The sequence below is a fragment of the Paraburkholderia flagellata genome, assembly GCF_021390645.1.
GTDB classification, from domain to species: domain Bacteria; phylum Pseudomonadota; class Gammaproteobacteria; order Burkholderiales; family Burkholderiaceae; genus Paraburkholderia; species Paraburkholderia flagellata.
This window is the reverse complement of record NZ_JAJEJT010000001.1, coordinates 2,901,364-2,925,154: the sequence shown is the minus strand read 5'-3', so window position 1 is coordinate 2,925,154 and position 23,791 is coordinate 2,901,364. Positions and strand designations below refer to the sequence as shown.

General features: G+C 59.4%; 13 protein-coding genes, 6 tRNA genes and 3 rRNA genes. 19 read left to right on the top strand and 3 right to left on the bottom strand.

The features are described from left to right. Positions 1-10 precede the first annotated feature (10 nt). The 3 genes from paaC to paaA are packed head-to-tail and all read right to left on the bottom strand — an operon-like array spanning position 11 to position 2,156. On the bottom strand, positions 11-817 hold the full coding sequence (paaC, locus tag L0U83_RS13185; protein ID WP_233883190.1) for a 1,2-phenylacetyl-CoA epoxidase subunit PaaC: 807 nt from the start codon (positions 815-817) through the stop codon (positions 11-13). A gap of 9 nt (positions 818-826) precedes the next feature. Continuing rightward, on the bottom strand, positions 827-1,111 hold the full coding sequence (gene paaB / locus L0U83_RS13180; RefSeq protein WP_233883188.1) for a 1,2-phenylacetyl-CoA epoxidase subunit PaaB: 285 nt from the start codon (positions 1,109-1,111) through the stop codon (positions 827-829). A 46-nt stretch (positions 1,112-1,157) separates the two neighbouring features. Then, positions 1,158-2,156, bottom strand: coding sequence for a 1,2-phenylacetyl-CoA epoxidase subunit PaaA (gene paaA, locus L0U83_RS13175; RefSeq protein WP_233883186.1), 999 nt, complete (start codon positions 2,154-2,156; stop codon positions 1,158-1,160). A 253-nt stretch (positions 2,157-2,409) separates the two neighbouring features. Here paaA and L0U83_RS13170 point away from each other — a divergent pair, with 253 nt between their 5' ends. The 19 genes from L0U83_RS13170 (at position 2,410) to rpoC (ending at position 23,596) form a co-directional block, all read left to right on the top strand. After that, positions 2,410-3,669, top strand: a complete 1,260-nt coding sequence (locus L0U83_RS13170) for an SGNH/GDSL hydrolase family protein (RefSeq protein ID WP_233883184.1) — start codon at positions 2,410-2,412, stop codon at positions 3,667-3,669. A 479-nt stretch (positions 3,670-4,148) separates the two neighbouring features. Further along, a 16S ribosomal RNA gene (locus tag L0U83_RS13165) occupies positions 4,149-5,681 on the top strand. A gap of 66 nt (positions 5,682-5,747) precedes the next feature. Next, positions 5,748-5,824: transfer RNA gene (locus L0U83_RS13160), tRNA-Ile, on the top strand. A gap of 37 nt (positions 5,825-5,861) precedes the next feature. Continuing rightward, positions 5,862-5,937 (top strand) — tRNA-Ala (locus L0U83_RS13155). Positions 5,938-6,237: 300 nt separating this feature from the next. Beyond that, positions 6,238-9,118, top strand: a 23S ribosomal RNA gene (locus L0U83_RS13150). A 146-nt stretch (positions 9,119-9,264) separates the two neighbouring features. Continuing rightward, positions 9,265-9,378: ribosomal RNA gene (rrf, locus tag L0U83_RS13145) — 5S ribosomal RNA — on the top strand. The 16S, 23S and 5S rRNA genes sit together here with 5 tRNA genes alongside, the layout of an rRNA operon. Positions 9,379-9,521: 143 nt before the next feature. Then, positions 9,522-9,607, top strand: a tRNA-Tyr gene (locus L0U83_RS13140). Positions 9,608-9,660: 53 nt separating this feature from the next. Next, positions 9,661-9,734 (top strand) — tRNA-Gly (locus L0U83_RS13135). Positions 9,735-9,766: 32 nt separating this feature from the next. Continuing rightward, positions 9,767-9,841, top strand: a tRNA-Thr gene (locus L0U83_RS13130). Between the two features lie 109 nt (positions 9,842-9,950). Further along, positions 9,951-11,141 (top strand): elongation factor Tu, encoded by a 1,191-nt coding sequence (gene tuf / locus L0U83_RS13125; protein ID WP_028371383.1) that lies wholly within the window; start codon positions 9,951-9,953, stop codon positions 11,139-11,141. Positions 11,142-11,211: 70 nt separating this feature from the next. Then, positions 11,212-11,287 (top strand) — tRNA-Trp (locus tag L0U83_RS13120). 37 nt (positions 11,288-11,324) lie between these two features. Next, complete coding sequence (gene secE / locus L0U83_RS13115; RefSeq protein ID WP_201701083.1) at positions 11,325-11,705, top strand: preprotein translocase subunit SecE; 381 nt, start codon at positions 11,325-11,327, stop codon at positions 11,703-11,705. Position 11,706: 1 nt separating this feature from the next. Next, positions 11,707-12,264, top strand: coding sequence for a transcription termination/antitermination protein NusG (gene nusG, locus L0U83_RS13110; protein WP_028208939.1), 558 nt, complete (start codon positions 11,707-11,709; stop codon positions 12,262-12,264). Between the two features lie 191 nt (positions 12,265-12,455). Then, entirely contained in the window at positions 12,456-12,887 is a 432-nt protein-coding gene (rplK, locus tag L0U83_RS13105; RefSeq protein WP_027797945.1) for a 50S ribosomal protein L11, read from the top strand. Beyond that, the gene (rplA, locus tag L0U83_RS13100; protein WP_028208937.1) at positions 12,888-13,583 is read left to right on the top strand and encodes a 50S ribosomal protein L1; all 696 of its coding nucleotides are present in this window, start codon (positions 12,888-12,890) and stop codon (positions 13,581-13,583) included. A 322-nt stretch (positions 13,584-13,905) separates the two neighbouring features. Continuing rightward, positions 13,906-14,403: a 50S ribosomal protein L10 gene (rplJ, locus tag L0U83_RS13095; protein ID WP_028222172.1), complete on the top strand. Its 498-nt coding sequence runs from the start codon at positions 13,906-13,908 to the stop codon at positions 14,401-14,403. Between the two features lie 63 nt (positions 14,404-14,466). Beyond that, positions 14,467-14,841: a 50S ribosomal protein L7/L12 gene (rplL, locus tag L0U83_RS13090; RefSeq protein WP_027821097.1), complete on the top strand. Its 375-nt coding sequence runs from the start codon at positions 14,467-14,469 to the stop codon at positions 14,839-14,841. Positions 14,842-15,217: 376 nt separating this feature from the next. Further along, positions 15,218-19,324 carry a DNA-directed RNA polymerase subunit beta gene (gene rpoB, locus L0U83_RS13085; protein ID WP_233883182.1) on the top strand — a complete coding sequence of 1,369 codons (4,107 nt, stop codon included), beginning with the start codon at positions 15,218-15,220 and terminating at the stop codon, positions 19,322-19,324. 21 nt (positions 19,325-19,345) lie between these two features. Continuing rightward, the gene (gene rpoC, locus L0U83_RS13080; protein WP_233883180.1) at positions 19,346-23,596 is read left to right on the top strand and encodes a DNA-directed RNA polymerase subunit beta'; all 4,251 of its coding nucleotides are present in this window, start codon (positions 19,346-19,348) and stop codon (positions 23,594-23,596) included. Positions 23,597-23,791 lie beyond the last annotated feature (195 nt).

The following is a 23,791-nucleotide window of genomic DNA, read 5'->3' as shown; positions in this document are numbered from 1 at the left end:
GCGGGGGTGCTTACCAGCGCGCGTCCGGGTGCTGGCGCGCAAGGCTCTGCATCTCGGCCAGCACGAAACCCATGTGCTCCGAGTGCTCACCGTGCTTGCCGGTCGTGACGTGCTTCACCGGCGCGGGCATGGCGAGCGTGGCTTCCTCGAGCGCGGCGTCAACATCTGCGCGCCACGCAGCTTCGAGCTGGGCCGCGAGCGGCGCGATGCCGGCTTCGGCCACCGCCGTTTCCACGGCGTCGGTGCTGAAGAACTCGCGCGTGTAGGGCATGAGCCATTCGAGCGCGGCCTGGGCGCGGCTGTGCGATTCCTCGGTACCGTCGCCGAAACGGATCAGCCACTCGCGTGCGTGGTGCACGTGGTAGCGCGTTTCCTTGATCGAGCGCTCGGCGATCGCGGCCAGCTGCGGGTCGGCGGAGCGCAGCAGCGCGGTCCACAGATGCTCCATCAGCGTGGCGTACAGGAAGTTGCGCACGATCGTCACGGCGTAGTCGTTGGCCGAATGCGTCGTGCCGGCGAGCGGGCCGAAGTGCGGCAACTCCGCGAGCGTGTAGTTCGCGAACTCGCGCTCGGCGCGGAAGTAGGCGTAATCATCTTCGGTGCGCTCGCGACCGTTGAGCGCCTTTTCGAGCGTGGCGGCGTGCGTGTAGAGCAGGCGCGCCTGACCGATCAGGTCGAGGCTCATGTTGGCGAGCGCGATGTCTTCTTCGAGGATCGGGCCGTGGCCGCACCATTCCGTATTGCGCTGACCGAGGATCAGCGCCGTATCGGCGAGGCGCAGCACGTACGCGAGTTGTTCGGGCGTGGGCGTCGTCATGTTCCGCTCTTACATGTGGTTGACTTCGTCGGGCAGCGTGTAGAACGTCGGGTGGCGATAGATCTTGTCGCCGGCCGGCTCGAAGAGCTCGGCCTTCTCGGTCGGATCCGATGCCGTAATCGCCGACGACGGCACCACCCAGATGCTCACGCCTTCCTGACGGCGCGTGTAGACGTCGCGCGCCATGCGCAGCGCCATCGAGGCGTCCGAGGCGTGCAGGCTGCCACAGTGCTTGTGGTCGAGGCCCTGCTTGCTACGCACGAATACTTCCCAGATCGGCCATTCCTTGTTCATCGTGGATCTCCTTCCTTCCTGATTCGAATGCGGGGTCATTTGTGGGTCACGCAGCGTGCTTTTCGGCGCGCTGACGCTGCTTTTCGGCATGCGCGAGGGCCGCTTCGCGCACCCACGCGCCTTCGTTGTGCGCCTTCACGCGCGTGCCGAGACGCTCGCGGTTGCACGGGCCGTCGCCGTTCACGACGCGCCAGAATTCTTCCCAGTCGATCGTGCCGTAGTCGTAGTGGCCGCGCGCTTCGTTCCATTTCAGATCGGCGTCGGGGAGCGTGACGCCCAGCACCCTGGCCTGTTCGACCGTCGCGTCGACGAACTTCTGGCGCAGATCGTCGTTCGAGATACGCTTGATCCCCCATTTGGCCGACTGGTTGCTGTGGACCGAATCGGCGTCGCTCGGACCGAACATCATCAGCACCGGCCACCACCAGCGGTTCACGGCCTGCTGCACGAGTTCGCGCTGCGCTTCGGTGCCGCTCATCATGGCGAGCAGGGCGTCGAAGCCTTGGCGCTGGTGGAACGACTCTTCCTTGCAGATGCGGATCATGGCGCGCGCATACGGGCCGTACGTGCAGCGGCACAGCGGAATCTGGTTCATGATCGCGGCGCCGTCCACGAGCCAGCCGATCACGCCGACGTCCGCCCAGGTGGGCGTCGGGTAATTGAAGATGCTCGAGTACTTGGCTTTACCGGCGTGCAGCGCGTCGACCAACTGGTCGCGCGAAACGCCGAGCGTCTCCGCCGCGCTATAGAGATAGAGGCCGTGGCCGGCTTCGTCCTGCACCTTGGCGAGCAGGATCGCCTTGCGCTTGAGGCTAGGCGCGCGTGAGATCCAGTTGCCTTCCGGCAGCATGCCGACGACTTCCGAGTGAGCATGCTGCGAGATCTGGCGCACGAGCGTCTTGCGATAGGCTTCGGGCATCCAGTCCTGCGGCTCGATCTTGCCGTCGGCGGCCATGATCTCGTCGAACTGCGTCTGCTCCGGCGAGCTTGCGTCCGCGCCTAGCGGAGCGACGTTGCCGGGGATGTCGAGGGATTGCGTGTACATGGAGACGCTCTCGTCGAAGTTGGGTATGTCGCGCAGTATAAACCAACCGACCGGTCGGTAAATGAATTTTTTGAGGTGGCTCAAAGGAGTTTGCGCTCACCGTTGAGTTTTAGTGGGGCGGCAGCGGGATTGCCTGGGTTTTGTGCGGGTGGGCGGTTTGTGCGTGGGCCTGGCGCTGGACTGTCAGGCGAATGGAAGACTGTGCGCCGGGCCATGGGGCACAATGCCCCTTTGCCTGCGCACTGGTTTACGGATGAAGATTTCTTTTGCTCCCCTCGCGGCTGCGGCCGCTGTGTTCATTTCACTTGGCGCCGCGTCAGCGGCGTTCGCCGATCAAGCTTCGGGCCCCTGGGTCACGAGTTGGGCGACGGCGCTGCAGTCGATCCCCGAGCGCGATGCGCTTCCGGCGCTGTACCGCACCCCCGATGTCGCCGGCCGGACCGTTCGGCAGATCGTTTATCCGACGCTGGGAGGCACGGTTGCGCGGGTGCACGTCAGCAACCTCTATGGGCGCACGCCGCTGGTAATCGAGGCGATGGCTATTGCGCCATCAGCGGGCGGCGCGGCGGCGAGCGAGGCGGGTATGGCTCGTGTGACCTTCGGCGGGCGGGCAGCGGTGTCGGTGCCTCCCGGCGCTGCGCTCGATAGCGATCCGGTGCAGATCGACGTGAAGGCCAACGGGCCATACGCGATCAGTTCCTATATGGGACCCGAGCAGAAGATGGCCGGATGGCATCGCGTGGCGAATCAGGTGAACTACGTCTCGCGTCCGGGCAATCATGTAGCCGAGGCGTCGATTGGCGCGTTTACCGAGCGCTTTACGCAGTACGCGTGGGTAACGGGGCTGGCAGTCGACGCGCCGGGGGCGTCGACGGTCGCGGCGATCGGCGATTCCATCACCGACGGCATGCGTTCCTCGCTCAATCAGAACCGTCGCTGGCCGGACGCCTTGGCGCGCCGCATCGCACAGTCGCATCGCACGGATCTCGCCGTGATCGACCTCGGGATTAGCGGCAACCGGCTGCTGAGTGATTCTCCATGCTACGGAGAGGCGCTCGAGCGGCGTTTCGAGCGTGACGCGCTCAGCCACCCAGGTGTGAAGACGGTGGTGCTGCTCATCGGCATCAACGACATCAACTTCCAGGCGATGCCGGCACGATCGGGCCTCGACTGCGACTTTCCTCATACGCATGTGGACGCGAACGACCTGATCGCGGGCTATCGCCGCGTGATCGCGCAGGCCCATGGGCGCGGCGTGCGCATTTTCGGAGCGACGCTCACGCCGGCTTCGCTGCCGCCGGAGCGCGAGGCGATCCGCACGGCGGTGAATCAATGGATCCGGACGAGCGGGGCATTCGACGGCGTAGTCGATTTCGATGCGGCGCTGCGCGACCCGGCGGATCCCGCGCGACTGCGTTATGGGTACGACAGCGGCGACCACATCCACCCGAGCGACGCGGGCTACGCGGCAATGGCGAATGCTGTGCCGCTGGAGGCCCTTGCCCGGAAGTAAGGAATATTTGCGCCACCCCCTTGCGCAGCGCCGGCGGGGGCGCTAAGATTCGCCCCCTTCGCAGTTCGATGTCACTGACGTCCGGGCAGCGAAGGCCGCCGCGGAAACCGGCGGACGCAGGAGTCGGCAGCTTTTTTAAGCGGTGAGCGAAAAAAAGGGGTTGACGAAGCGAAAAAGATTCTTCATAATCTCGTTTCTCTGCTGCTGACGCAGCAACGCAGAAAGAAGCCGGTAGTTGAGCAGTGGTTGGGCTCAGATGCCGCGACAACTTCGCGATCGATCTTTAAAAATTTACAGCCGATAAGTGTGGGCGCTTGATGCGGTGGCGGCCTGACCTCGTTCTTCGGAGCGGGGCCGGGAGCAGCAAAAGTATCAAGAGTCTCACACTAAAGTAAGTCAGGTTTTTGAATTTATTCAATGACCTGTCAGCTTTGAGTGAGCGACCGGTTTCGAGAGAAACCGAAAACAGTAACAGGTTTAAACTGAAGAGTTTGATCCTGGCTCAGATTGAACGCTGGCGGCATGCCTTACACATGCAAGTCGAACGGCAGCACGGGTGCTTGCACCTGGTGGCGAGTGGCGAACGGGTGAGTAATACATCGGAACATGTCCAGTAGTGGGGGATAGCCCGGCGAAAGCCGGATTAATACCGCATACGATCCATGGATGAAAGCGGGGGACCTTCGGGCCTCGCGCTATTGGGGTGGCCGATGGCGGATTAGCTAGTTGGTGGGGTAAAGGCCTACCAAGGCGACGATCCGTAGCTGGTCTGAGAGGACGACCAGCCACACTGGGACTGAGACACGGCCCAGACTCCTACGGGAGGCAGCAGTGGGGAATTTTGGACAATGGGCGAAAGCCTGATCCAGCAATGCCGCGTGTGTGAAGAAGGCCTTCGGGTTGTAAAGCACTTTTGTCCGGAAAGAAATCCTTCGAGATAATACCTTGAGGGGATGACGGTACCGGAAGAATAAGCACCGGCTAACTACGTGCCAGCAGCCGCGGTAATACGTAGGGTGCGAGCGTTAATCGGAATTACTGGGCGTAAAGCGTGCGCAGGCGGTGATGTAAGACCGATGTGAAATCCCCGGGCTTAACCTGGGAACTGCATTGGTGACTGCATCGCTGGAGTATGGCAGAGGGGGGTAGAATTCCACGTGTAGCAGTGAAATGCGTAGAGATGTGGAGGAATACCGATGGCGAAGGCAGCCCCCTGGGCCAATACTGACGCTCATGCACGAAAGCGTGGGGAGCAAACAGGATTAGATACCCTGGTAGTCCACGCCCTAAACGATGTCAACTGGTTGTCGGGCCTTCATTGGCTTGGTAACGTAGCTAACGCGTGAAGTTGACCGCCTGGGGAGTACGGTCGCAAGATTAAAACTCAAAGGAATTGACGGGGACCCGCACAAGCGGTGGATGATGTGGATTAATTCGATGCAACGCGAAAAACCTTACCTACCCTTGACATGTACGGAATTCCGCTGAGAGGTGGAAGTGCCCGAAAGGGAGCCGTAACACAGGTGCTGCATGGCTGTCGTCAGCTCGTGTCGTGAGATGTTGGGTTAAGTCCCGCAACGAGCGCAACCCTTGTCCCTAGTTGCTACGCAAGAGCACTCCAGGGAGACTGCCGGTGACAAACCGGAGGAAGGTGGGGATGACGTCAAGTCCTCATGGCCCTTATGGGTAGGGCTTCACACGTCATACAATGGTCGGAACAGAGGGTTGCCAAGCCGCGAGGTGGAGCCAATCCCAGAAAACCGATCGTAGTCCGGATCGCAGTCTGCAACTCGACTGCGTGAAGCTGGAATCGCTAGTAATCGCGGATCAGCATGCCGCGGTGAATACGTTCCCGGGTCTTGTACACACCGCCCGTCACACCATGGGAGTGGGTTTTGCCAGAAGTGGCTAGTCTAACCGCAAGGAGGACGGTCACCACGGCAGGATTCATGACTGGGGTGAAGTCGTAACAAGGTAGCCGTATCGGAAGGTGCGGCTGGATCACCTCCTTTCATGAGCTCATCGCTCACTGCGTTTTAAGCGCTCACACTTGTCGGCTGTAAGAAAGACAGACTCAGGGGTCTGTAGCTCAGTCGGTTAGAGCACCGTCTTGATAAGGCGGGGGTCGATGGTTCGAATCCATCCAGACCCACCACTGTCTGTGACGGGCAGCCCCCTTGAGTTGTGTGACTGGGGGATTAGCTCAGCTGGGAGAGCACCTGCTTTGCAAGCAGGGGGTCGTCGGTTCGATCCCGTCATCCTCCACCAATTCCCAATGCACAGCGTTCTGCAGCAATGATGCAGAACACTTCGCATTGGCGATTGAGCCAGTCAGAGCGATATGAAAATATCGGCTGTCGTTCTTTAACAATCAGGAAGAAGTAGTAAAGAGATTCATCCAAAAATGTCTAGAGATGGGCATGAGTAGGTGAATCAGGGTTGTGATTGTATCGAAAGTATTTTTAAGTGATCGAAAGATTGCCTTGAAATACGGCGCAACACGAATACTCAACCTGTAGCGCGTGTGAACCGACGCAAGCAATTGCGCAGGAGACACACCCGTTATAGGGTCAAGCGAACAAGTGCATGTGGTGGATGCCTTGGCGATCACAGGCGATGAAGGACGCGGTAGCCTGCGAAAAGCGGTGGGGAGCTGGCAAACAAGCTTTGATCCACCGATATCCGAATGGGGAAACCCACTCCGAATGGAGTATCCATGACTGAATACATAGGTCATGTGAAGCGAACGCGGCGAACTGAAACATCTAAGTAGCCGCAGGAAAAGAAATCAACCGAGATTCCCAAAGTAGTGGCGAGCGAAATGGGACCAGCCTGCATTCTTTATCTGAACTGTTAGCCAAACGCTCTGGAAAGTGCGGCCATAGTGGGTGATAGCCCCGTAGGCGAAAACAGATTGGAAGAACTAGGGATGCGACAAGTAGGGCGGGACACGTGAAATCCTGTCTGAAGATGGGGGGACCATCCTCCAAGGCTAAATACTCGTGATCGACCGATAGTGAACCAGTACCGTGAGGGAAAGGCGAAAAGAACCCCGGGAGGGGAGTGAAATAGATCCTGAAACCGCATGCATACAAACAGTCGGAGCCTCGCAAGGGGTGACGGCGTACCTTTTGTATAATGGGTCAGCGACTTACATTCAGTGGCAAGCTTAACCGAATAGGGCAGGCGTAGCGAAAGCGAGTCCGAACAGGGCGTTCAGTCGCTGGGTGTAGACCCGAAACCAGGTGATCTATCCATGGCCAGGTTGAAGGCACGGTAACACGTGCTGGAGGACCGAACCCACTAACGTTGAAAAGTTAGGGGATGAGCTGTGGATAGGGGTGAAAGGCTAAACAAACCTGGAAATAGCTGGTTCTCTCCGAAAACTATTTAGGTAGTGCCTCGTGTATCACCTTCGGGGGTAGAGCACTGTCATGGTTGAAGGGTCCATTGCGGATTACTTCGCCATAGCAAACTCCGAATACCGAAGAGTGCAATCACGGGAGACAGACATCGGGTGCTAACGTCCGGTGTCAAGAGGGAAACAACCCAGACCGCCAGCTAAGGTCCCCAAATATGACTAAGTGGGAAACGAAGTGGGAAGGCTAAAACAGTCAGGAGGTTGGCTTAGAAGCAGCCACCCTTTAAAGAAAGCGTAATAGCTCACTGATCGAGTCGTCCTGCGCGGAAGATGTAACGGGGCTAAGTCATATACCGAAGCTGCGGATGCGAGCTAGTCTCGCATGGTAGGAGAGCGTTCCGTAAGCCTGCGAAGGTGCGTTGAAAAGCGTGCTGGAGGTATCGGAAGTGCGAATGCTGACATGAGTAGCGATAAAGGGGGTGAAAGGCCCCCTCGCCGTAAGCCCAAGGTTTCCTACGCAACGTTCATCGGCGTAGGGTGAGTCGGCCCCTAAGGCGAGGCAGAAATGCGTAGCTGATGGGAAGCAGGTCAATATTCCTGCACCATTGTTGAATGCGATGGGGGGACGGATCGCGGAAGGTTGTCCGGGTGTTGGAAGTCCCGGTCCTTGCATTGGAGAAGGCGCTTTGGCAAATCCGGGCGCGGAATTCAAGGGTGTGAGGCCAGTCTCTCAGGAGACGAAGCAACTGGAAGTGGTTCCAAGAAAAGCCTCTAAGCTTCAGTTCAGCAGTGACCGTACCGCAAACCGACACAGGTGGGCGAGATGAGTATTCTAAGGCGCTTGAGAGAACTCGGGAGAAGGAACTCGGCAAATTGGTACCGTAACTTCGGGATAAGGTACGCCCCTGTAGCTTGACTGGCCTGCGCCAGAAGGGTGAAGGGGTTGCAATAAACTGGTGGCTGCGACTGTTTAATAAAAACACAGCACTCTGCAAACACGAAAGTGGACGTATAGGGTGTGACGCCTGCCCGGTGCCGGAAGATTAAATGATGGGGTGCAAGCTCTTGATTGAAGTCCCGGTAAACGGCGGCCGTAACTATAACGGTCCTAAGGTAGCGAAATTCCTTGTCGGGTAAGTTCCGACCTGCACGAATGGCGTAACGATGGCCACACTGTCTCCTCCCGAGACTCAGCGAAGTTGAAGTGTTTGTGATGATGCAATCTCCCCGCGGCTAGACGGAAAGACCCCATGAACCTTTACTGTAGCTTTGCATTGGACTTTGAACCGGTTTGTGTAGGATAGGTGGGAGGCTGTGAAGTGTGGACGCTAGTCTGCATGGAGCCGTCCTTGAAATACCACCCTGATCTGTTTGAGGTTCTAACCTTGGTCCGTGATCCGGATCGGGGACAGTGCATGGTAGGCAGTTTGACTGGGGCGGTCTCCTCCCAAAGGGTAACGGAGGAGTACGAAGGTACGCTAGGTACGGTCGGAAATCGTGCTGATAGTGCAATGGCATAAGCGTGCTTGACTGTGAGACTCACAAGTCGAACAGGTGCGAAAGCAGGTCATAGTGATCCGGTGGTTCTGTATGGAAGGGCCATCGCTCAACGGATAAAAGGTACTCTGGGGATAACAGGCTGATACCGCCCAAGAGTTCATATCGACGGCGGTGTTTGGCACCTCGATGTCGGCTCATCTCATCCTGGGGCTGTAGCCGGTCCCAAGGGTATGGCTGTTCGCCATTTAAAGAGGTACGTGAGCTGGGTTTAAAACGTCGTGAGACAGTTTGGTCCCTATCTGCCGTGGGCGCTGGAAGTTTGAGGGGGCCTGCTCCTAGTACGAGAGGACCGGAGTGGACGAACCTCTGGTGTACCGGTTGTGACGCCAGTCGCATCGCCGGGTAGCTATGTTCGGAAGAGATAACCGCTGAAAGCATCTAAGCGGGAAACTCGCCTCAAGATGAGACTTCCCCGGGGACTAGATCCCCTTGAAGGGTCGTTCGAGACCAGGACGTTGATAGGTCAGGTGTGGAAGCGCAGTAATGCGTTAAGCTAACTGATACTAATTGCCCGTAAGGCTTGATCCTATAACAGGTGTGTTTCAGACACGCATGGTTGAGTGATCACGTGTTGTGCCGATTCAAACAACACAACCCCAATTCAGCAACACCCTCTTTACGCTTCTTCCAGATTGGCTGTGGCGCCCCCAAAGGCGACGCAGCAACCCGTCATGCCTGATGACCATAGCGAGTTGGTCCCACCCCTTCCCATCCCGAACAGGACCGTGAAACAACTCCACGCCGATGATAGTGCGGATTGCCCGTGTGAAAGTAGGTAATCGTCAGGCTCCTCTACAAGCGAGACCCCGGCCCTAAAAAGCCGGGGTTTTTGCTTTTTCGCTCTCCCTATAAGTGAGAGCGTTGTGGGATCGACGCCGAACAAAGTGCTTGACACGATTCGGATGTTCCCCCATAATCATCAGTTCTCTACGGAGGGGTGCCCGAGTGGCTAAAGGGGGCAGACTGTAAATCTGTTGGCTTACGCCTACGTTGGTTCGAATCCAACCTCCTCCACCAGAATTCAGCTGTAGTAAGTGTCGGGTCGGCAGTAGTAAAGGCCGGCGAACCTCGCGGGTGTAGCTCAATGGTAGAGCAGAAGCCTTCCAAGCTTACGACGAGGGTTCGATTCCCTTCACCCGCTCCAGCGAAGCAATAAAGCGGTTCAGAGCAGTTTTCGCCCATGTGGCTCAGTGGTAGAGCACTCCCTTGGTAAGGGAGAGGTCGGCAGTTCGATCCTGCCCATGGGCACCAGCCGGTATCTAGCGGGCCTCAGAAGCCTCGCATCGAGCAGGCAGCAGCAAGCTAGTGATTGTTTGCGCGCCCCGCGCAACGTACGGAAAAATCCTCTTAGGAGTCGAAAATGGCCAAGGGTAAGTTTGAGCGGACCAAGCCGCACGTGAACGTGGGCACGATCGGTCACGTTGACCACGGCAAGACCACGCTGACGGCAGCGATCACGACGGTTCTGACCGCGAAGTTCGGCGGCGAGGCGAAGGCGTACGACCAGATCGACGCAGCGCCGGAAGAAAAGGCACGTGGCATTACCATCAACACCGCGCACGTCGAGTACGAAACGGCTAACCGCCACTACGCACACGTCGACTGCCCGGGCCACGCTGACTACGTGAAGAACATGATCACGGGCGCGGCGCAGATGGACGGCGCAATCCTGGTGTGCTCGGCCGCTGACGGCCCGATGCCGCAAACGCGTGAGCACATCCTGCTCGCCCGTCAGGTTGGCGTGCCTTACATCATCGTGTTCCTGAACAAGTGCGACATGGTCGACGACGCCGAGCTGCTCGAGCTGGTCGAAATGGAAGTGCGCGAACTCCTGTCGAAGTACGACTTCCCGGGCGACGACACGCCGATCATCAAGGGTTCGGCCAAGCTGGCGCTGGAAGGCGACAAGGGCGAACTGGGTGAAGTGGCGATCATGAATCTGGCCGACGCACTGGACACGTACATCCCGACGCCGGAGCGTGCGGTTGATGGCGCGTTCCTGATGCCGGTGGAAGACGTGTTCTCGATCTCGGGTCGCGGCACGGTGGTGACGGGTCGCGTTGAGCGCGGCATCGTCAAGGTCGGCGAGGAAATCGAAATCGTCGGTATCAAGCCGACGGTGAAGACGACCTGCACGGGCGTGGAAATGTTCCGCAAGCTGCTCGACCAGGGTCAGGCAGGCGACAACGTTGGTATCCTGCTGCGCGGCACGAAGCGTGAAGACGTGGAGCGTGGCCAGGTTCTGGCCAAGCCGGGTTCGATCACGCCGCACACGCACTTCACGGCTGAAGTGTACGTGCTGAGCAAGGACGAAGGCGGCCGTCACACGCCGTTCTTCAACAACTACCGTCCGCAGTTCTACTTCCGTACGACGGACGTGACGGGCTCGATCGAGCTGCCGAAGGACAAGGAAATGGTCATGCCGGGCGACAACGTGTCGATCACGGTGAAGCTGATCGCTCCGATCGCGATGGAAGAAGGTCTGCGCTTCGCAATCCGCGAAGGTGGCCGTACCGTCGGCGCCGGCGTGGTCGCGAAGATCATCGAGTAAGTTTTTGCCAGTCTCGTTGATCGACTAAGTGGTTTCGGGGTTGGCGATGCCGCCAACCCCAAAATGGTTTAGGGGTATAGCTCAACTGGCAGAGCGTCGGTCTCCAAAACCGAAGGTTGGGGGTTCGATTCCCTCTGCCCCTGCCAACTTCTCGCGCTTCGGCGCGTTGTTCTTTAAGGTGTTATGGCGAATCCTTCCGTCGAAACTGTTAATACTTCCAGCGACAAGCTGATGCTTGCGGCGGGCGTATTGTTGGTTGTGGCCGGGTTCGTAGGGTTCTACTGGCTCGGTAGCCAGGAGTGGTATGTCCGCGGTGCAGCGCTCGCAGTGGGCGTGATCGCGGGGGTGGTAGTCGGTCTTCTCTCGGCGCCCGGCAAGAGCTTCATCGCGTTTGCCAAAGACTCGTACAAGGAAGTTCGCAAGGTCGTCTGGCCGACTCGCAAAGAGGCCACGCAAACGACGCTGGTGGTCTTCGGTTTTGTGCTGGTAATGGCCATCGTTCTGTGGGTTTGCGACAAATCCATCGAATGGGTGATTTTCTCGGCGATTCTGGGTTGGAAATGATATGAGCGATACACCGGCATCCCCGAGCGGAAAACGTTGGTACGTGGTGCACGCCTACTCCGGCATGGAGAAGAGCGTGCAACGTGCGCTTCAGGAGCGCATCGAACGTGCTGGCATGCAAGACAAGTTTGGTCAAATCCTCGTCCCGACTGAAGAAGTGGTCGAGGTGAAGGGTGGTCACAAATCAGTAACTGAGCGTCGTTTCTTCCCGGGCTACGTCCTGGTTGAGATGGAAATGACGGACGAAACGTGGCACCTCGTGAAGAACACGGCAAAGGTAACCGGTTTCGTTGGCGGGGCGCGTAACCGCCCGAGCCCGATTTCGCCGCGCGAAGTCGAAAAGATCATGTCGCAGATGCAGGAAGGCGTTGAGAAGCCGCGCCCTAAGACCCTGTTCGAAGTCGGCGAGATGGTCCGCGTGAAGGAAGGTCCGTTCACGGACTTCAACGGCAGCGTCGAAGAAGTCAACTACGAAAAGTCGCGTGTCCGAGTCTCCGTCACCATTTTCGGTCGCGCCACACCGGTCGAACTCGAATTCGGCCAGGTCGAAAAGCTGTAAATCGAATACTACGGATCGCGCCTCTGGTGCGATCCGTTTTTCCGCGCTTACGGTCCGCGTTACGGCCGTAGAGGAGCGCCAGTAGTCCAGTCGGCTGTAGATGTCGCCAAAGCAGTTGGCACAGCGAAGATTGTGGCGAGCGCGCGCTACCACTCACCAGAACGCTCACGCGTTCCAAAGAGGTTTTCAACATGGCAAAGAAAATCATCGGCTTTATCAAGCTGCAGATTCCTGCAGGTAAAGCCAATCCGTCGCCGCCGGTTGGCCCGGCACTGGGTCAACGCGGCCTGAACATCATGGAGTTCTGCAAGGCGTTCAACGCGCAGACTCAAGCCATGGAGCCGGGTCTGCCGGTTCCGGTCGTGATCACGGCATTCGCGGACAAGAGCTTCACGTTCATCCTGAAGACGCCGCCGGCTACGGTTCTGATCAAGAAGGCAGCGAAGGTCGACAAGGGTTCGGCCAAGCCGCACACCGACAAGGTCGCTACGATTACCCGCGCGCAAGCCGAGGAAATCGCCAAGACCAAGATGCCGGACCTCACGGCAGCCGATATGGACGCAGCGGTCCGCACGATCGCTGGTAGCGCCCGCTCGATGGGCATTGTCGTGGAGGGCGTGTAAATGGCTAAGGTTTCCAAGCGTCAAAAGGCACTGGCTGCCAAGATCGATCGCCAGAAGCAGTACCCGATCGGCGACGCGCTGTCGCTCGTGAAGGAATGCGCCACGGCGAAGTTCGACGAGTCGATCGACGTCGCAGTGCAGCTCGGCATCGATGCGAAGAAGTCGGACCAGGTCGTTCGCGGCTCGGTCGTTCTGCCCGCCGGTACCGGCAAGTCGGTCCGCGTTGCAGTGTTCGCGCAAGGTGAAAAGGCTGAGCAAGCCAAGGCAGCAGGCGCTGAGATCGTCGGTATGGAAGACCTCGCCGAACAGATCAAGGGCGGCAACCTGAACTTCGACATCGTGATCGCTTCGCCGGACACGATGCGCGTTGTCGGTACGCTCGGTCAGATCCTCGGCCCGCGCGGCCTCATGCCGAACCCGAAGGTCGGCACTGTGACGCCGGACGTGGCGACTGCGGTCAAGAACGCGAAGGCTGGTCAGGTGCAATTCCGTGTCGATAAGGCCGGTATCATCCACGCGACCATCGGCCGTGCATCGTTCGAGCCGACCGCGCTGCGCAGCAACCTGGACGCGCTCCTCGAAGCGCTGACCAAGGCGAAGCCGGCAACGAGCAAGGGCGTGTACCTGCGCAAGATCGCAGTCTCGAGCACGATGGGCGTTGGCGTTCGCGTCGACCAAACGTCGCTCGCAGCGTAATAGTTTTGCCGCGCTGAGGCTCCGTATCGTGATGAATGGGGCGGCAGTGCGGATTTAAAGGGCTTTGGGCGGTTGTGCGGCGGCAGTAAGCGCGGTGCAACCGGTTGTCAAAGACCGTTGGCGGAGGTGCAGCAGTTGGGCGCTTCCTTAATGCAAAGCCAACGCAGATGGCGAACCCGAAAAGGTTTTGAAGTGCTGATGTGAGCGGATGCAGGTGGTAACGCCTGACGATGCAAACTGATTTACTCCGGACTGGTCGGTCGCCGTTGTTGAACGCGGCACATGTAGCGAAAGCAAAGTGTGTCGAATCTGGAGGTTAACCGTGCCACTGAACAAAGAAGGTAAGCAGGCCGTCGTGGCTGAAGTCTCCGCGCAAGTCGCGAAGGCTCAGACCGTCGTGTTGGCCGAGTATCGTGGAATCGCGGTTGGCGATCTGACCAAGCTGCGCGCGAAAGCGCGTGAGCAGCAGGTGTACCTCCGCGTGTTGAAGAACACGCTGGCGCGTCGCGCTGTCGAAGGTACCCCGTTTGCTCCGCTGGCAGAGCAGATGACTGGCCCCCTGATCTACGGCATCTCGGAAGATGCAATTGCTGCTGCGAAGGTCGTCAATGACTTCGCGAAGGGCAATGACAAGTTGGTCATCAAGGCTGGTTCCTACGAAGGCAAGGTGATGGACAAGGCAGGCGTGCAAGCGCTGGCCAGCATCCCGAGCCGCGAAGAACTGCTCTCGAAGCTGCTGTTCGTTATGCAGGCTCCGGTTTCCGGTATGGCGCGCGCTCTGGCCGCGCTGGCGGAAAAGAAGCAAGCCGAAGCTGCTTAATAACGACAGGCAAGCGAGAAAGATCGCTAGCTGTTTCCGAATTCAAATCTGGAGTAATTTCAAATGGCAATCGCAAAAGAAGACATCCTCGAAGCCGTTGGCTCGATGTCGGTTCTCGAACTGAACGAACTGGTCAAGGCTTTCGAAGAGAAGTTTGGCGTGTCGGCAGCTGCTGTGGCAGTCGCTGGCCCGGCAGGCGGCGGCGCTGCTGCTGCTGCTGAAGAGCAGACCGAATTCACGGTCAACCTGCTCGAAGCAGGCGCGAACAAGGTTTCGGTCATTAAGGCCGTTCGTGAACTGACGGGTCTCGGCCTGAAGGAAGCGAAGGACCTGGTCGACGGCGCACCGAAGCCCGTGAAGGAAGCGGTGCCCAAGGCTGCTGCTGAAGAAGCGAAGAAGAAGCTGGAAGAAGCCGGCGCAAAGGCTGAAATCAAGTAAGTTTCAGCGCGCTGTGCGAAGGCTGGCGGTTTTTACACCGCCGGCCTTTTTGTGCTTTGTGGGTTCTGCGTTTTTGTGTTCGATTTTTTAGAAGTCGGAGGCGGGATGCGGGACCTAGAAGCCAAAGAAAAACGTCTTTCGCTGGGTGGAAGCCTCAAGGGCACCATCAGGGCGCACGACGCTTCTCTTTGTCTTCTGAAGCGACTGCAGAAGGCAAGTTTGGTCGGGCAGCGGGCAAGTTATGACAAGCCGAAATCCGTTGCCGTCAGCCAGCGGTTGGTAGAGGCCAACCACCAAGCTTCCAGGGCTCGCGAAGCCATCGGGTCTCAGTCGGTGAACACTCGGGTCGTCCTACCCGCCGTGATTCGGAGATCGTATGCACTATTCCTTCACCGAGAAGAAGCGTATTCGCAAGAGTTTCGCGAAACGCCCCATCGTTCACCAGGTTCCTTTCCTGCTGGCTACCCAGCTTGAATCATTCAGCACTTTCCTGCAAGCAGAAACGGCGACCGCACAACGCAAACCGGAAGGTCTGCAGGCAGCGTTTTCGTCCGTTTTTCCTATTGTTTCCCATAACGGCTTTGCTCGTCTAGAGTTCGTCAGCTACATGCTGTCGTCGCCGGCATTCAACATCAAGGAATGCCAGCAACGCGGTTTGACGTACTGCTCGGCGCTGCGCGCCAAGGTCCGTCTCGTCCTGCTCGACAAGGAATCGCCGAGCAAGCCGGTCGTGAAGGAAGTGAAGGAACAGGAAGTGTACATGGGCGAAATTCCGCTCATGACGCCGACCGGTTCGTTCGTTATCAACGGCACCGAGCGTGTCATCGTCTCGCAGCTGCACCGCTCGCCTGGCGTGTTCTTCGAACACGACAAGGGCAAGACGCACAGCTCGGGCAAGCTCCTGTTCTCGGCACGTATCATTCCTTACCGCGGTTCGTGGCTCGACTTCGAGTTCGACCCGAAGGACGTGCTGTACTTCCGTGTGGACCGTCGCCGCAAGATGCCGGTCACGATCCTGCTGAAGGCTATTGGCCTCACGCCGGAACAGATCCTCGCGAACTTCTTCGTGTTCGACAACTTCACGCTGATGCCGGAAGGCGCACAGATGGAGTTCGTGCCGGAGCGTCTGCGCGGTGAAGTCGCGCGCTTCGACATTAGCGATCGCGAAGGCAAGGTCATCGTCCAGAAGGACAAGCGGATCAACGCGAAGCACATTCGCGACCTCGAAACCGCGAAGACGACCTACATTTCGGTCCCCGAAGATTATCTGCTCGGCCGCGTTCTCGCGAAGAACGTCGTCGACGGCGACACGGGCGAAGTGATCGCGAACGCGAACGACGAGATCACCGAAAGCGTGCTCGAGAAGCTGCGCGAAGCGAAGATCAAGGACATCCAGACGCTCTACACGAACGATCTGGACCAGGGTCCGTACATCTCGTCGACGCTGCGTATCGACGAAACCGCCGACAAGATGGCTGCGCGCATCGCGATCTACCGCATGATGCGTCCGGGCGAGCCGCCGACCGAAGAAGCGGTCGAGGCGCTGTTCAACCGCCTGTTCTACAGCGAAGAAGCGTACGACCTCTCGAAGGTGGGTCGTATGAAGTTCAACCGCCGCGTGGGCCGTGACGAAATCGTCGGCCCGATGACGCTGCAGGACGACGACATTCTCGCGACCATCAAGATCCTCGTCGAACTGCGCAACGGCAAGGGCGAAGTGGACGACATCGACCACTTGGGCAACCGTCGCGTGCGTTGCGTGGGCGAACTCGCGGAAAATCAATTCCGCGCGGGTCTCGTACGTGTCGAACGTGCGGTAAAGGAACGCCTCGGCCAGGCCGAAAGTGAAAACCTGATGCCGCACGACCTGATCAACTCGAAGCCGATTTCGTCGGCGATTCGCGAGTTCTTCGGTTCGTCGCAGCTGTCGCAGTTCATGGACCAGACCAACCCGCTGTCGGAAATCACCCACAAGCGCCGTGTTTCGGCACTTGGCCCGGGCGGTCTGACGCGCGAGCGCGCTGGCTTTGAAGTCCGTGACGTGCACCCGACCCACTACGGCCGCGTGTGTCCGATTGAGACGCCCGAAGGTCCGAACATTGGTCTGATCAACTCGCTCGCTCTGTACGCGCACCTGAACGAATACGGCTTCCTCGAAACGCCGTATCGCAAGGTCGTGGACAGCAAGGTGACCGACCAGATCGACTACCTGTCGGCGATCGAAGAAGGCCGTTACGTGATCGCTCAGGCGAACGCGGCGGTGGCTGAAGACGGCACGCTGACCGACGAACTCGTGTCGTCGCGTGAAGCGGGCGAAACGCTGATGGTCACGCCGGACCGCATCCAGTACATGGACGTGGCGCCGTCGCAGATCGTCTCGGTTGCAGCCTCGCTGATTCCGTTCCTCGAGCACGACGACGCGAACCGTGCACTGATGGGTTCGAACATGCAGCGTCAGGCCGTGCCTTGCCTGCGTCCGGAAAAGCCGGTCGTCGGTACGGGTATCGAGCGCACGGTTGCGGTCGACTCGGGCACGACGGTTCAGGCGCTGCGTGGCGGCGTGGTCGACTACGTCGACGCGGGCCGTATCGTGATTCGCGTGAACGATGATGAAGCTGTCGCCGGTGAAGTCGGCGTGGACATCTACAACCTCATCAAGTACACGCGTTCGAACCAGAACACGAACATCAACCAGCGTCCGATCGTGAAGATGGGCGACAAGGTTGCGCGCGGCGACGTGCTGGCTGACGGCGCATCGACCGATCTGGGCGAGCTCGCGCTCGGCCAGAACATGCTGATCGCGTTCATGCCGTGGAACGGCTACAACTTCGAAGACTCGATTCTGATCTCGGAGAAGGTGGTTGCTGACGACCGTTACACGTCGATCCACATCGAAGAACTGAATGTCGTTGCACGCGACACGAAGCTTGGACCGGAAGAAATCACGCGCGATATTTCGAACCTCGCGGAAGTGCAGCTTGGCCGTCTCGACGAGTCGGGCATCGTGTACATCGGCGCGGAAGTCGAAGCGGGCGACGTGCTCGTGGGCAAGGTCACGCCGAAGGGCGAAACCCAGCTCACGCCGGAAGAAAAGCTGCTGCGCGCGATCTTCGGCGAGAAGGCTTCGGACGTGAAGGATACGTCGCTGCGCGTGCCCTCGGGCATGAGCGGCACGGTCATCGACGTGCAGGTGTTCACGCGTGAAGGCATTCAGCGCGACAAGCGTGCACAACAGATCATCGACGATGAACTGAAGCGCTATCGCCTCGACCTGAACGACCAGTTGCGTATCGTGGAAGGCGACGCGTTCCAGCGTCTCGCACGTATGCTCGAAGGCAAGGTTGCGAACGGCGGTCCGAAGAAGCTCGCAAAGGGCACGAAGATCGAGCGCGCGTACCTCGAAGATCTGGATCACTACCACTGGTTCGACATCCGCCTCGCGGACGAAGAAGCAGCGGCGCAGCTCGAAGCGATCAAGAACTCGATCGAAGAGAAGCGTCACCAGTTCGATCTGGCCTTCGAAGAAAAGCGCAAGAAGCTCACGCAAGGCGACGAACTGCCGCCGGGCGTGCTGAAGATGGTCAAGGTGTACCTCGCGGTGAAGCGCCGTCTGCAGCCTGGCGACAAGATGGCAGGCCGTCACGGTAACAAGGGTGTGGTGTCGAAGATCGTTCCGATCGAAGACATGCCGTACATGGCCGATGGCCGTCCGGCGGACGTCGTGCTGAACCCGCTCGGCGTGCCGTCACGGATGAACGTGGGTCAGGTTCTCGAAGTGCACCTCGGTTGGGCCGCGAAGGGGCTGGGCTGGCGTATTGGCGAAATGCTGCAGCGTCAGACGAAGGTTGCGGAGATGCGTGAGTTCCTCACGAAGATCTACAACGAATCGGGCCACAAGGAAGACCTCGACAGCTTCAGCGACGACGAAATCCTCGAACTCGCGAAGAACCTGCGCGAAGGCGTGCCGTTCGCAACGCCGGTGTTCGACGGTGCGACCGAAGAGGAAATGTCGAAGATGCTCGACCTGGCGTTCCCGGACGAGATCGCGACGAACCTCGGCATGACGCCCTCGAAGAACCAGGTGCGTCTGTACGATGGCCGCACGGGCGAGATGTTCGAGCGTACGGTCACCGTGGGCTACATGCACTACCTGAAGCTGCATCACCTTGTCGATGACAAGATGCACGCGCGTTCGACGGGTCCGTACTCGCTCGTCACGCAGCAGCCGCTGGGTGGTAAGGCGCAATTCGGTGGTCAGCGCTTCGGTGAAATGGAAGTGTGGGCGCTCGAAGCGTATGGCGCTTCGTATGTGCTGCAGGAAATGTTGACGGTGAAGTCCGATGACGTGACGGGCCGGACGAAGGTGTACGAGAACCTCGTCAAGGGCGACCACGTGATCGACGCGGGCATGCCGGAATCCTTCAATGTGCTGGTGAAGGAAATCCGCTCGCTCGGCATCGACATCGACCTCGACCGCAACTAATCGGACTACGGAGAGAAGGCAATGAAAGCTCTGCTCGATCTATTCAAGCAAGTCCAACAAGAAGAAGTTTTTGACGCGATCAAGATCGGTCTGGCCTCGCCGGACAAGATCCGCTCGTGGTCGTTCGGCGAAGTCAAGAAGCCGGAGACGATCAACTACCGCACGTTCAAGCCGGAGCGGGATGGTCTGTTCTGCGCGAAGATTTTTGGTCCGATCAAGGACTATGAATGCCTTTGCGGCAAGTACAAGCGCCTGAAGCACCGTGGCGTGATCTGCGAGAAGTGCGGCGTGGAAGTCACGCTCGCCAAGGTGCGCCGCGAGCGCATGGGTCACATCGAACTGGCCTCGCCGGTCGCTCACATCTGGTTCCTGAAGTCGCTGCCGTCGCGTCTGGGCATGGTGCTCGACATGACGCTGCGCGACATCGAGCGCGTGCTGTACTTCGAAGCGTACGTGGTGATCGAACCGGGCATGACGCCGCTGAAGGCGCGGCAGATCATGACCGAAGAGGATTACTACAACAAGGTCGAAGAGTACGGTGACGAATTCCGCGCTGAAATGGGCGCGGAAGGCGTGCGCGAGCTGCTGCGCGCGATCAATATCGACGAACAGGTCGAGACGTTGCGCACGGAGCTTAAGAACACCGGCTCGGAAGCGAAGATCAAGAAGTACGCGAAGCGCCTGAAGGTGCTCGAGGCCTTCCAGCGTTCGGGCATCAAGCCCGAATGGATGGTGCTCGAAGTGCTGCCGGTGCTGCCGCCCGAACTGCGTCCGCTGGTGCCGCTGGACGGTGGCCGCTTCGCAACTTCGGACCTGAACGATCTGTATCGCCGCGTCATCAACCGTAACAACCGTCTGAAGCGTCTGCTCGAGCTGAAGGCGCCGGAGATCATCGTCCGCAACGAAAAGCGGATGCTCCAGGAAGCGGTTGATTCGCTGCTCGACAACGGTCGTCGCGGCAAGGCGATGACGGGCGCGAACAAGCGTCCGCTGAAGTCGCTCGCCGACATGATCAAGGGTAAGGGCGGTCGCTTCCGTCAGAACCTGCTGGGCAAGCGCGTGGACTACTCGGGCCGTTCGGTCATCGTGGTGGGTCCGACGCTCAAGCTGCACCAGTGCGGTCTGCCGAAGCTGATGGCGCTCGAACTCTTCAAGCCGTTCATCTTCAACAAGCTGGAAACGATGGGCGTTGCCACGACCATCAAGGCTGCGAAGAAGGAAGTCGAGAACCAGACGCCGGTGGTGTGGGACATCCTCGAAGAGGTGATCCGCGAACATCCGGTCATGCTCAACCGTGCACCGACGCTGCACCGTCTTGGCATTCAGGCTTTCGAGCCGGTGCTGATCGAAGGTAAGGCAATCCAGCTGCACCCGCTCGTTTGCGCGGCGTTCAACGCCGACTTCGACGGTGACCAGATGGCTGTTCACGTTCCGCTGTCGCTCGAAGCGCAGATGGAAGCGCGCACGCTCATGCTCGCGTCGAACAACGTCCTGTTCCCGGCCAACGGCGATCCGTCGATCGTGCCGTCGCAGGATATCGTGCTGGGCCTGTACTACGCCACGCGTGAAGCGATCAACGGCAAGGGCGAAGGCATGACGTTCACGGGCGTGTCGGAAGCGATCCGCGCGTACGAGAACAAGGAAGTCGAGCTGGCCTCGCGCGTGAACGTGCGTATTACCGAAATGGTCCACAACGAGGACAAGTCGGAAGGCGCACCGGCATTCGTGCCGAAGATCACGCTGTACGCGACCACGGTCGGCCGTTCGATCCTGTCGGAAATTCTGCCGCCGGGCCTGCCGTTCTCGGTGCTGAACAAGCCGCTGAAGAAGAAGGAAATCTCGCGTCTGATCAACACCGCGTTCCGCAAGTGCGGTCTGCGCGAAACGGTGATCTTCGCTGACCAGCTGATGCAGTCGGGCTTCCGCCTGGCAACGCGCGCCGGTATTTCGATCTGCGTGGACGACATGCTCGTGCCGCCGCAGAAGGAAACCATCGTCGGCGACGCAGCGAAGAAGGTGAAGGAGTACGACCGTCAGTACATGTCGGGTCTCGTCACCGCGCAAGAGCGCTACAACAACGTGGTCGACATCTGGTCGGCAACGTCGGAAGCGGTCGGCAAGGCGATGATGGAGCAGCTCGCGACGGAACCGGTCATCGACCGCGACGGCAAGGAAACGCGTCAGGAATCGTTCAACTCGATCTACATGATGGCCGACTCGGGCGCGCGGGGTTCCGCGGTCCAGATCCGTCAGCTGGCGGGTATGCGCGGCCTGATGGCGAAGCCGGACGGCTCGATTATCGAAACGCCGATTACCGCGAACTTCCGCGAAGGTCTGAACGTGTTGCAGTACTTCATCTCGACCCACGGTGCACGTAAGGGTCTGGCTGATACGGCACTGAAGACCGCGAACTCGGGTTACCTGACGCGTCGTCTCGTGGACGTCACGCAGGATCTCGTGGTCGTCGAGGACGATTGCGGCACGTCGAACGGCGTGGCGATGAAGGCCCTCGTGGAAGGCGGTGAAGTCGTCGAAGCGCTGCGCGACCGTATTCTCGGCCGCGTTGCGGTGGCGGACGTCGTCAATCCGGAAACGCAGGAAACGATCTACGCTTCGGGCGACCTGCTCGACGAAGACGCAGTTGAAACGATCGAAAGCCTCGGCATCGACGAAGTGCGCGTGCGCACGCCGCTCACCTGCGAAACGCGTTATGGCCTGTGCGCTTCCTGTTATGGCCGCGACCTCGGCCGCGGTTCGCGCGTGAACGTCGGCGAAGCCGTCGGCGTGATCGCTGCACAGTCGATCGGCGAACCGGGCACGCAGCTCACGATGCGTACGTTCCACATCGGTGGTGCGGCGTCGCGTGCGGCAGTGGCCTCGTCGGTGGAAGCCAAGTCGAACGGTACCGTGCGCTTCACGGCGACGATGCGTTACGTCACGAATGCGAAGGGCGAGCAAGTCGTCATCTCGCGTTCGGGCGAAGCCATCATTGCCGACGATCACGGCCGCGAGCGCGAGCGTCACAAGGTGCCGTACGGCGCGACGCTGCTGCAACTCGATGGCGCGGCAATCAAGGCCGGCACGCAACTCGCAACGTGGGATCCGCTCACGCGCCCGATCATCACCGAGTACGGCGGTACGGTGAAGTTCGAGAACGTCGAGGAAGGCGTGACGGTCGCGAAGCAGATCGACGATGTCACCGGTCTGTCGACCCTCGTCGTGATCGACGTGAAGCGCCGCGGTTCGCAGGCTGCGAAGAGCGTGCGTCCGCAGGTCAAGCTGCTCGACGCGAACGGCGACGAAGTGAAGATCCCGGGCACGGAGCATTCGGTGCAGATCGGCTTCCAGGTCGGCGCACTGATCACCGTGAAGGACGGTCAGCAGGTGCAGGTGGGTGAAGTGCTGGCACGTATCCCGACCGAAGCACAGAAGACGCGTGACATTACCGGTGGTCTGCCGCGTGTGGCGGAACTGTTCGAAGCACGTTCGCCGAAGGACGCAGGTATCCTGGCGGAAGTCACGGGTACGACGTCGTTCGGTAAGGACACGAAGGGCAAGCAGCGTCTCGTTATCACGGACCTCGAAGGCAATCAGCACGAGTTCCTGATCGCGAAGGAAAAGCAGGTTCTGGTCCACGACGGTCAGGTCGTCAACAAGGGCGAAATGATCGTGGACGGCCCGGCCGATCCGCACGACATCCTGCGTCTGCAGGGTATCGAAGCGCTGTCGCGTTACATCGTGGACGAAGTGCAGGACGTGTACCGTCTGCAAGGCGTGAAGATCAACGACAAGCACATCGAAGTGATCGTGCGTCAGATGCTGCGTCGTGTGCAGATCACCGACAACGGTGATACGCGCTTCATTCCGGGCGAGCAGGTCGAGCGTTCGGACATGCTGGACGAAAACGACAAGATGAACGCCGAGGACAAGCGCCCGGCAACGTACGAGAACGTGCTGCTCGGTATCACGAAGGCATCGCTCTCGACCGATTCGTTCATCTCGGCGGCATCGTTCCAGGAAACGACGCGCGTGCTGACGGAAGCGGCGATTATGGGCAAGCGCGACGATCTGCGTGGCCTGAAGGAAAACGTGATCGTCGGCCGTCTGATTCCGGCTGGTACGGGCCTCGCGTTCCACAAGGCGCGCCGTGCGAAGGAATCGTCGGATCGCGAGCGTTTCGACCAGATCGCAGCGGAAGAAGCGTTCGAGTTCGGTACGCCGGAAACCCCGGCCGTCGAGCAGCCGCAACAGCCGCATACGACGGACGAGTAAGCGTGGGGCGGCGAAAGCCGTCTTGTGCCCTCGCAAAAGCCGCCTGGTATTCACCGGGCGGCTTTTTTTATTGGTACTGGCGCTTCTCGCCCGCGCCTGCGGCCTCGTGCCGCAGTGCCGGGCCGCTCGCTGCGCACATCGGTCAGGCGTGCTAACGTAGCGCGCCACGTCCGCCTGTGTGGGGCTTTACGTACG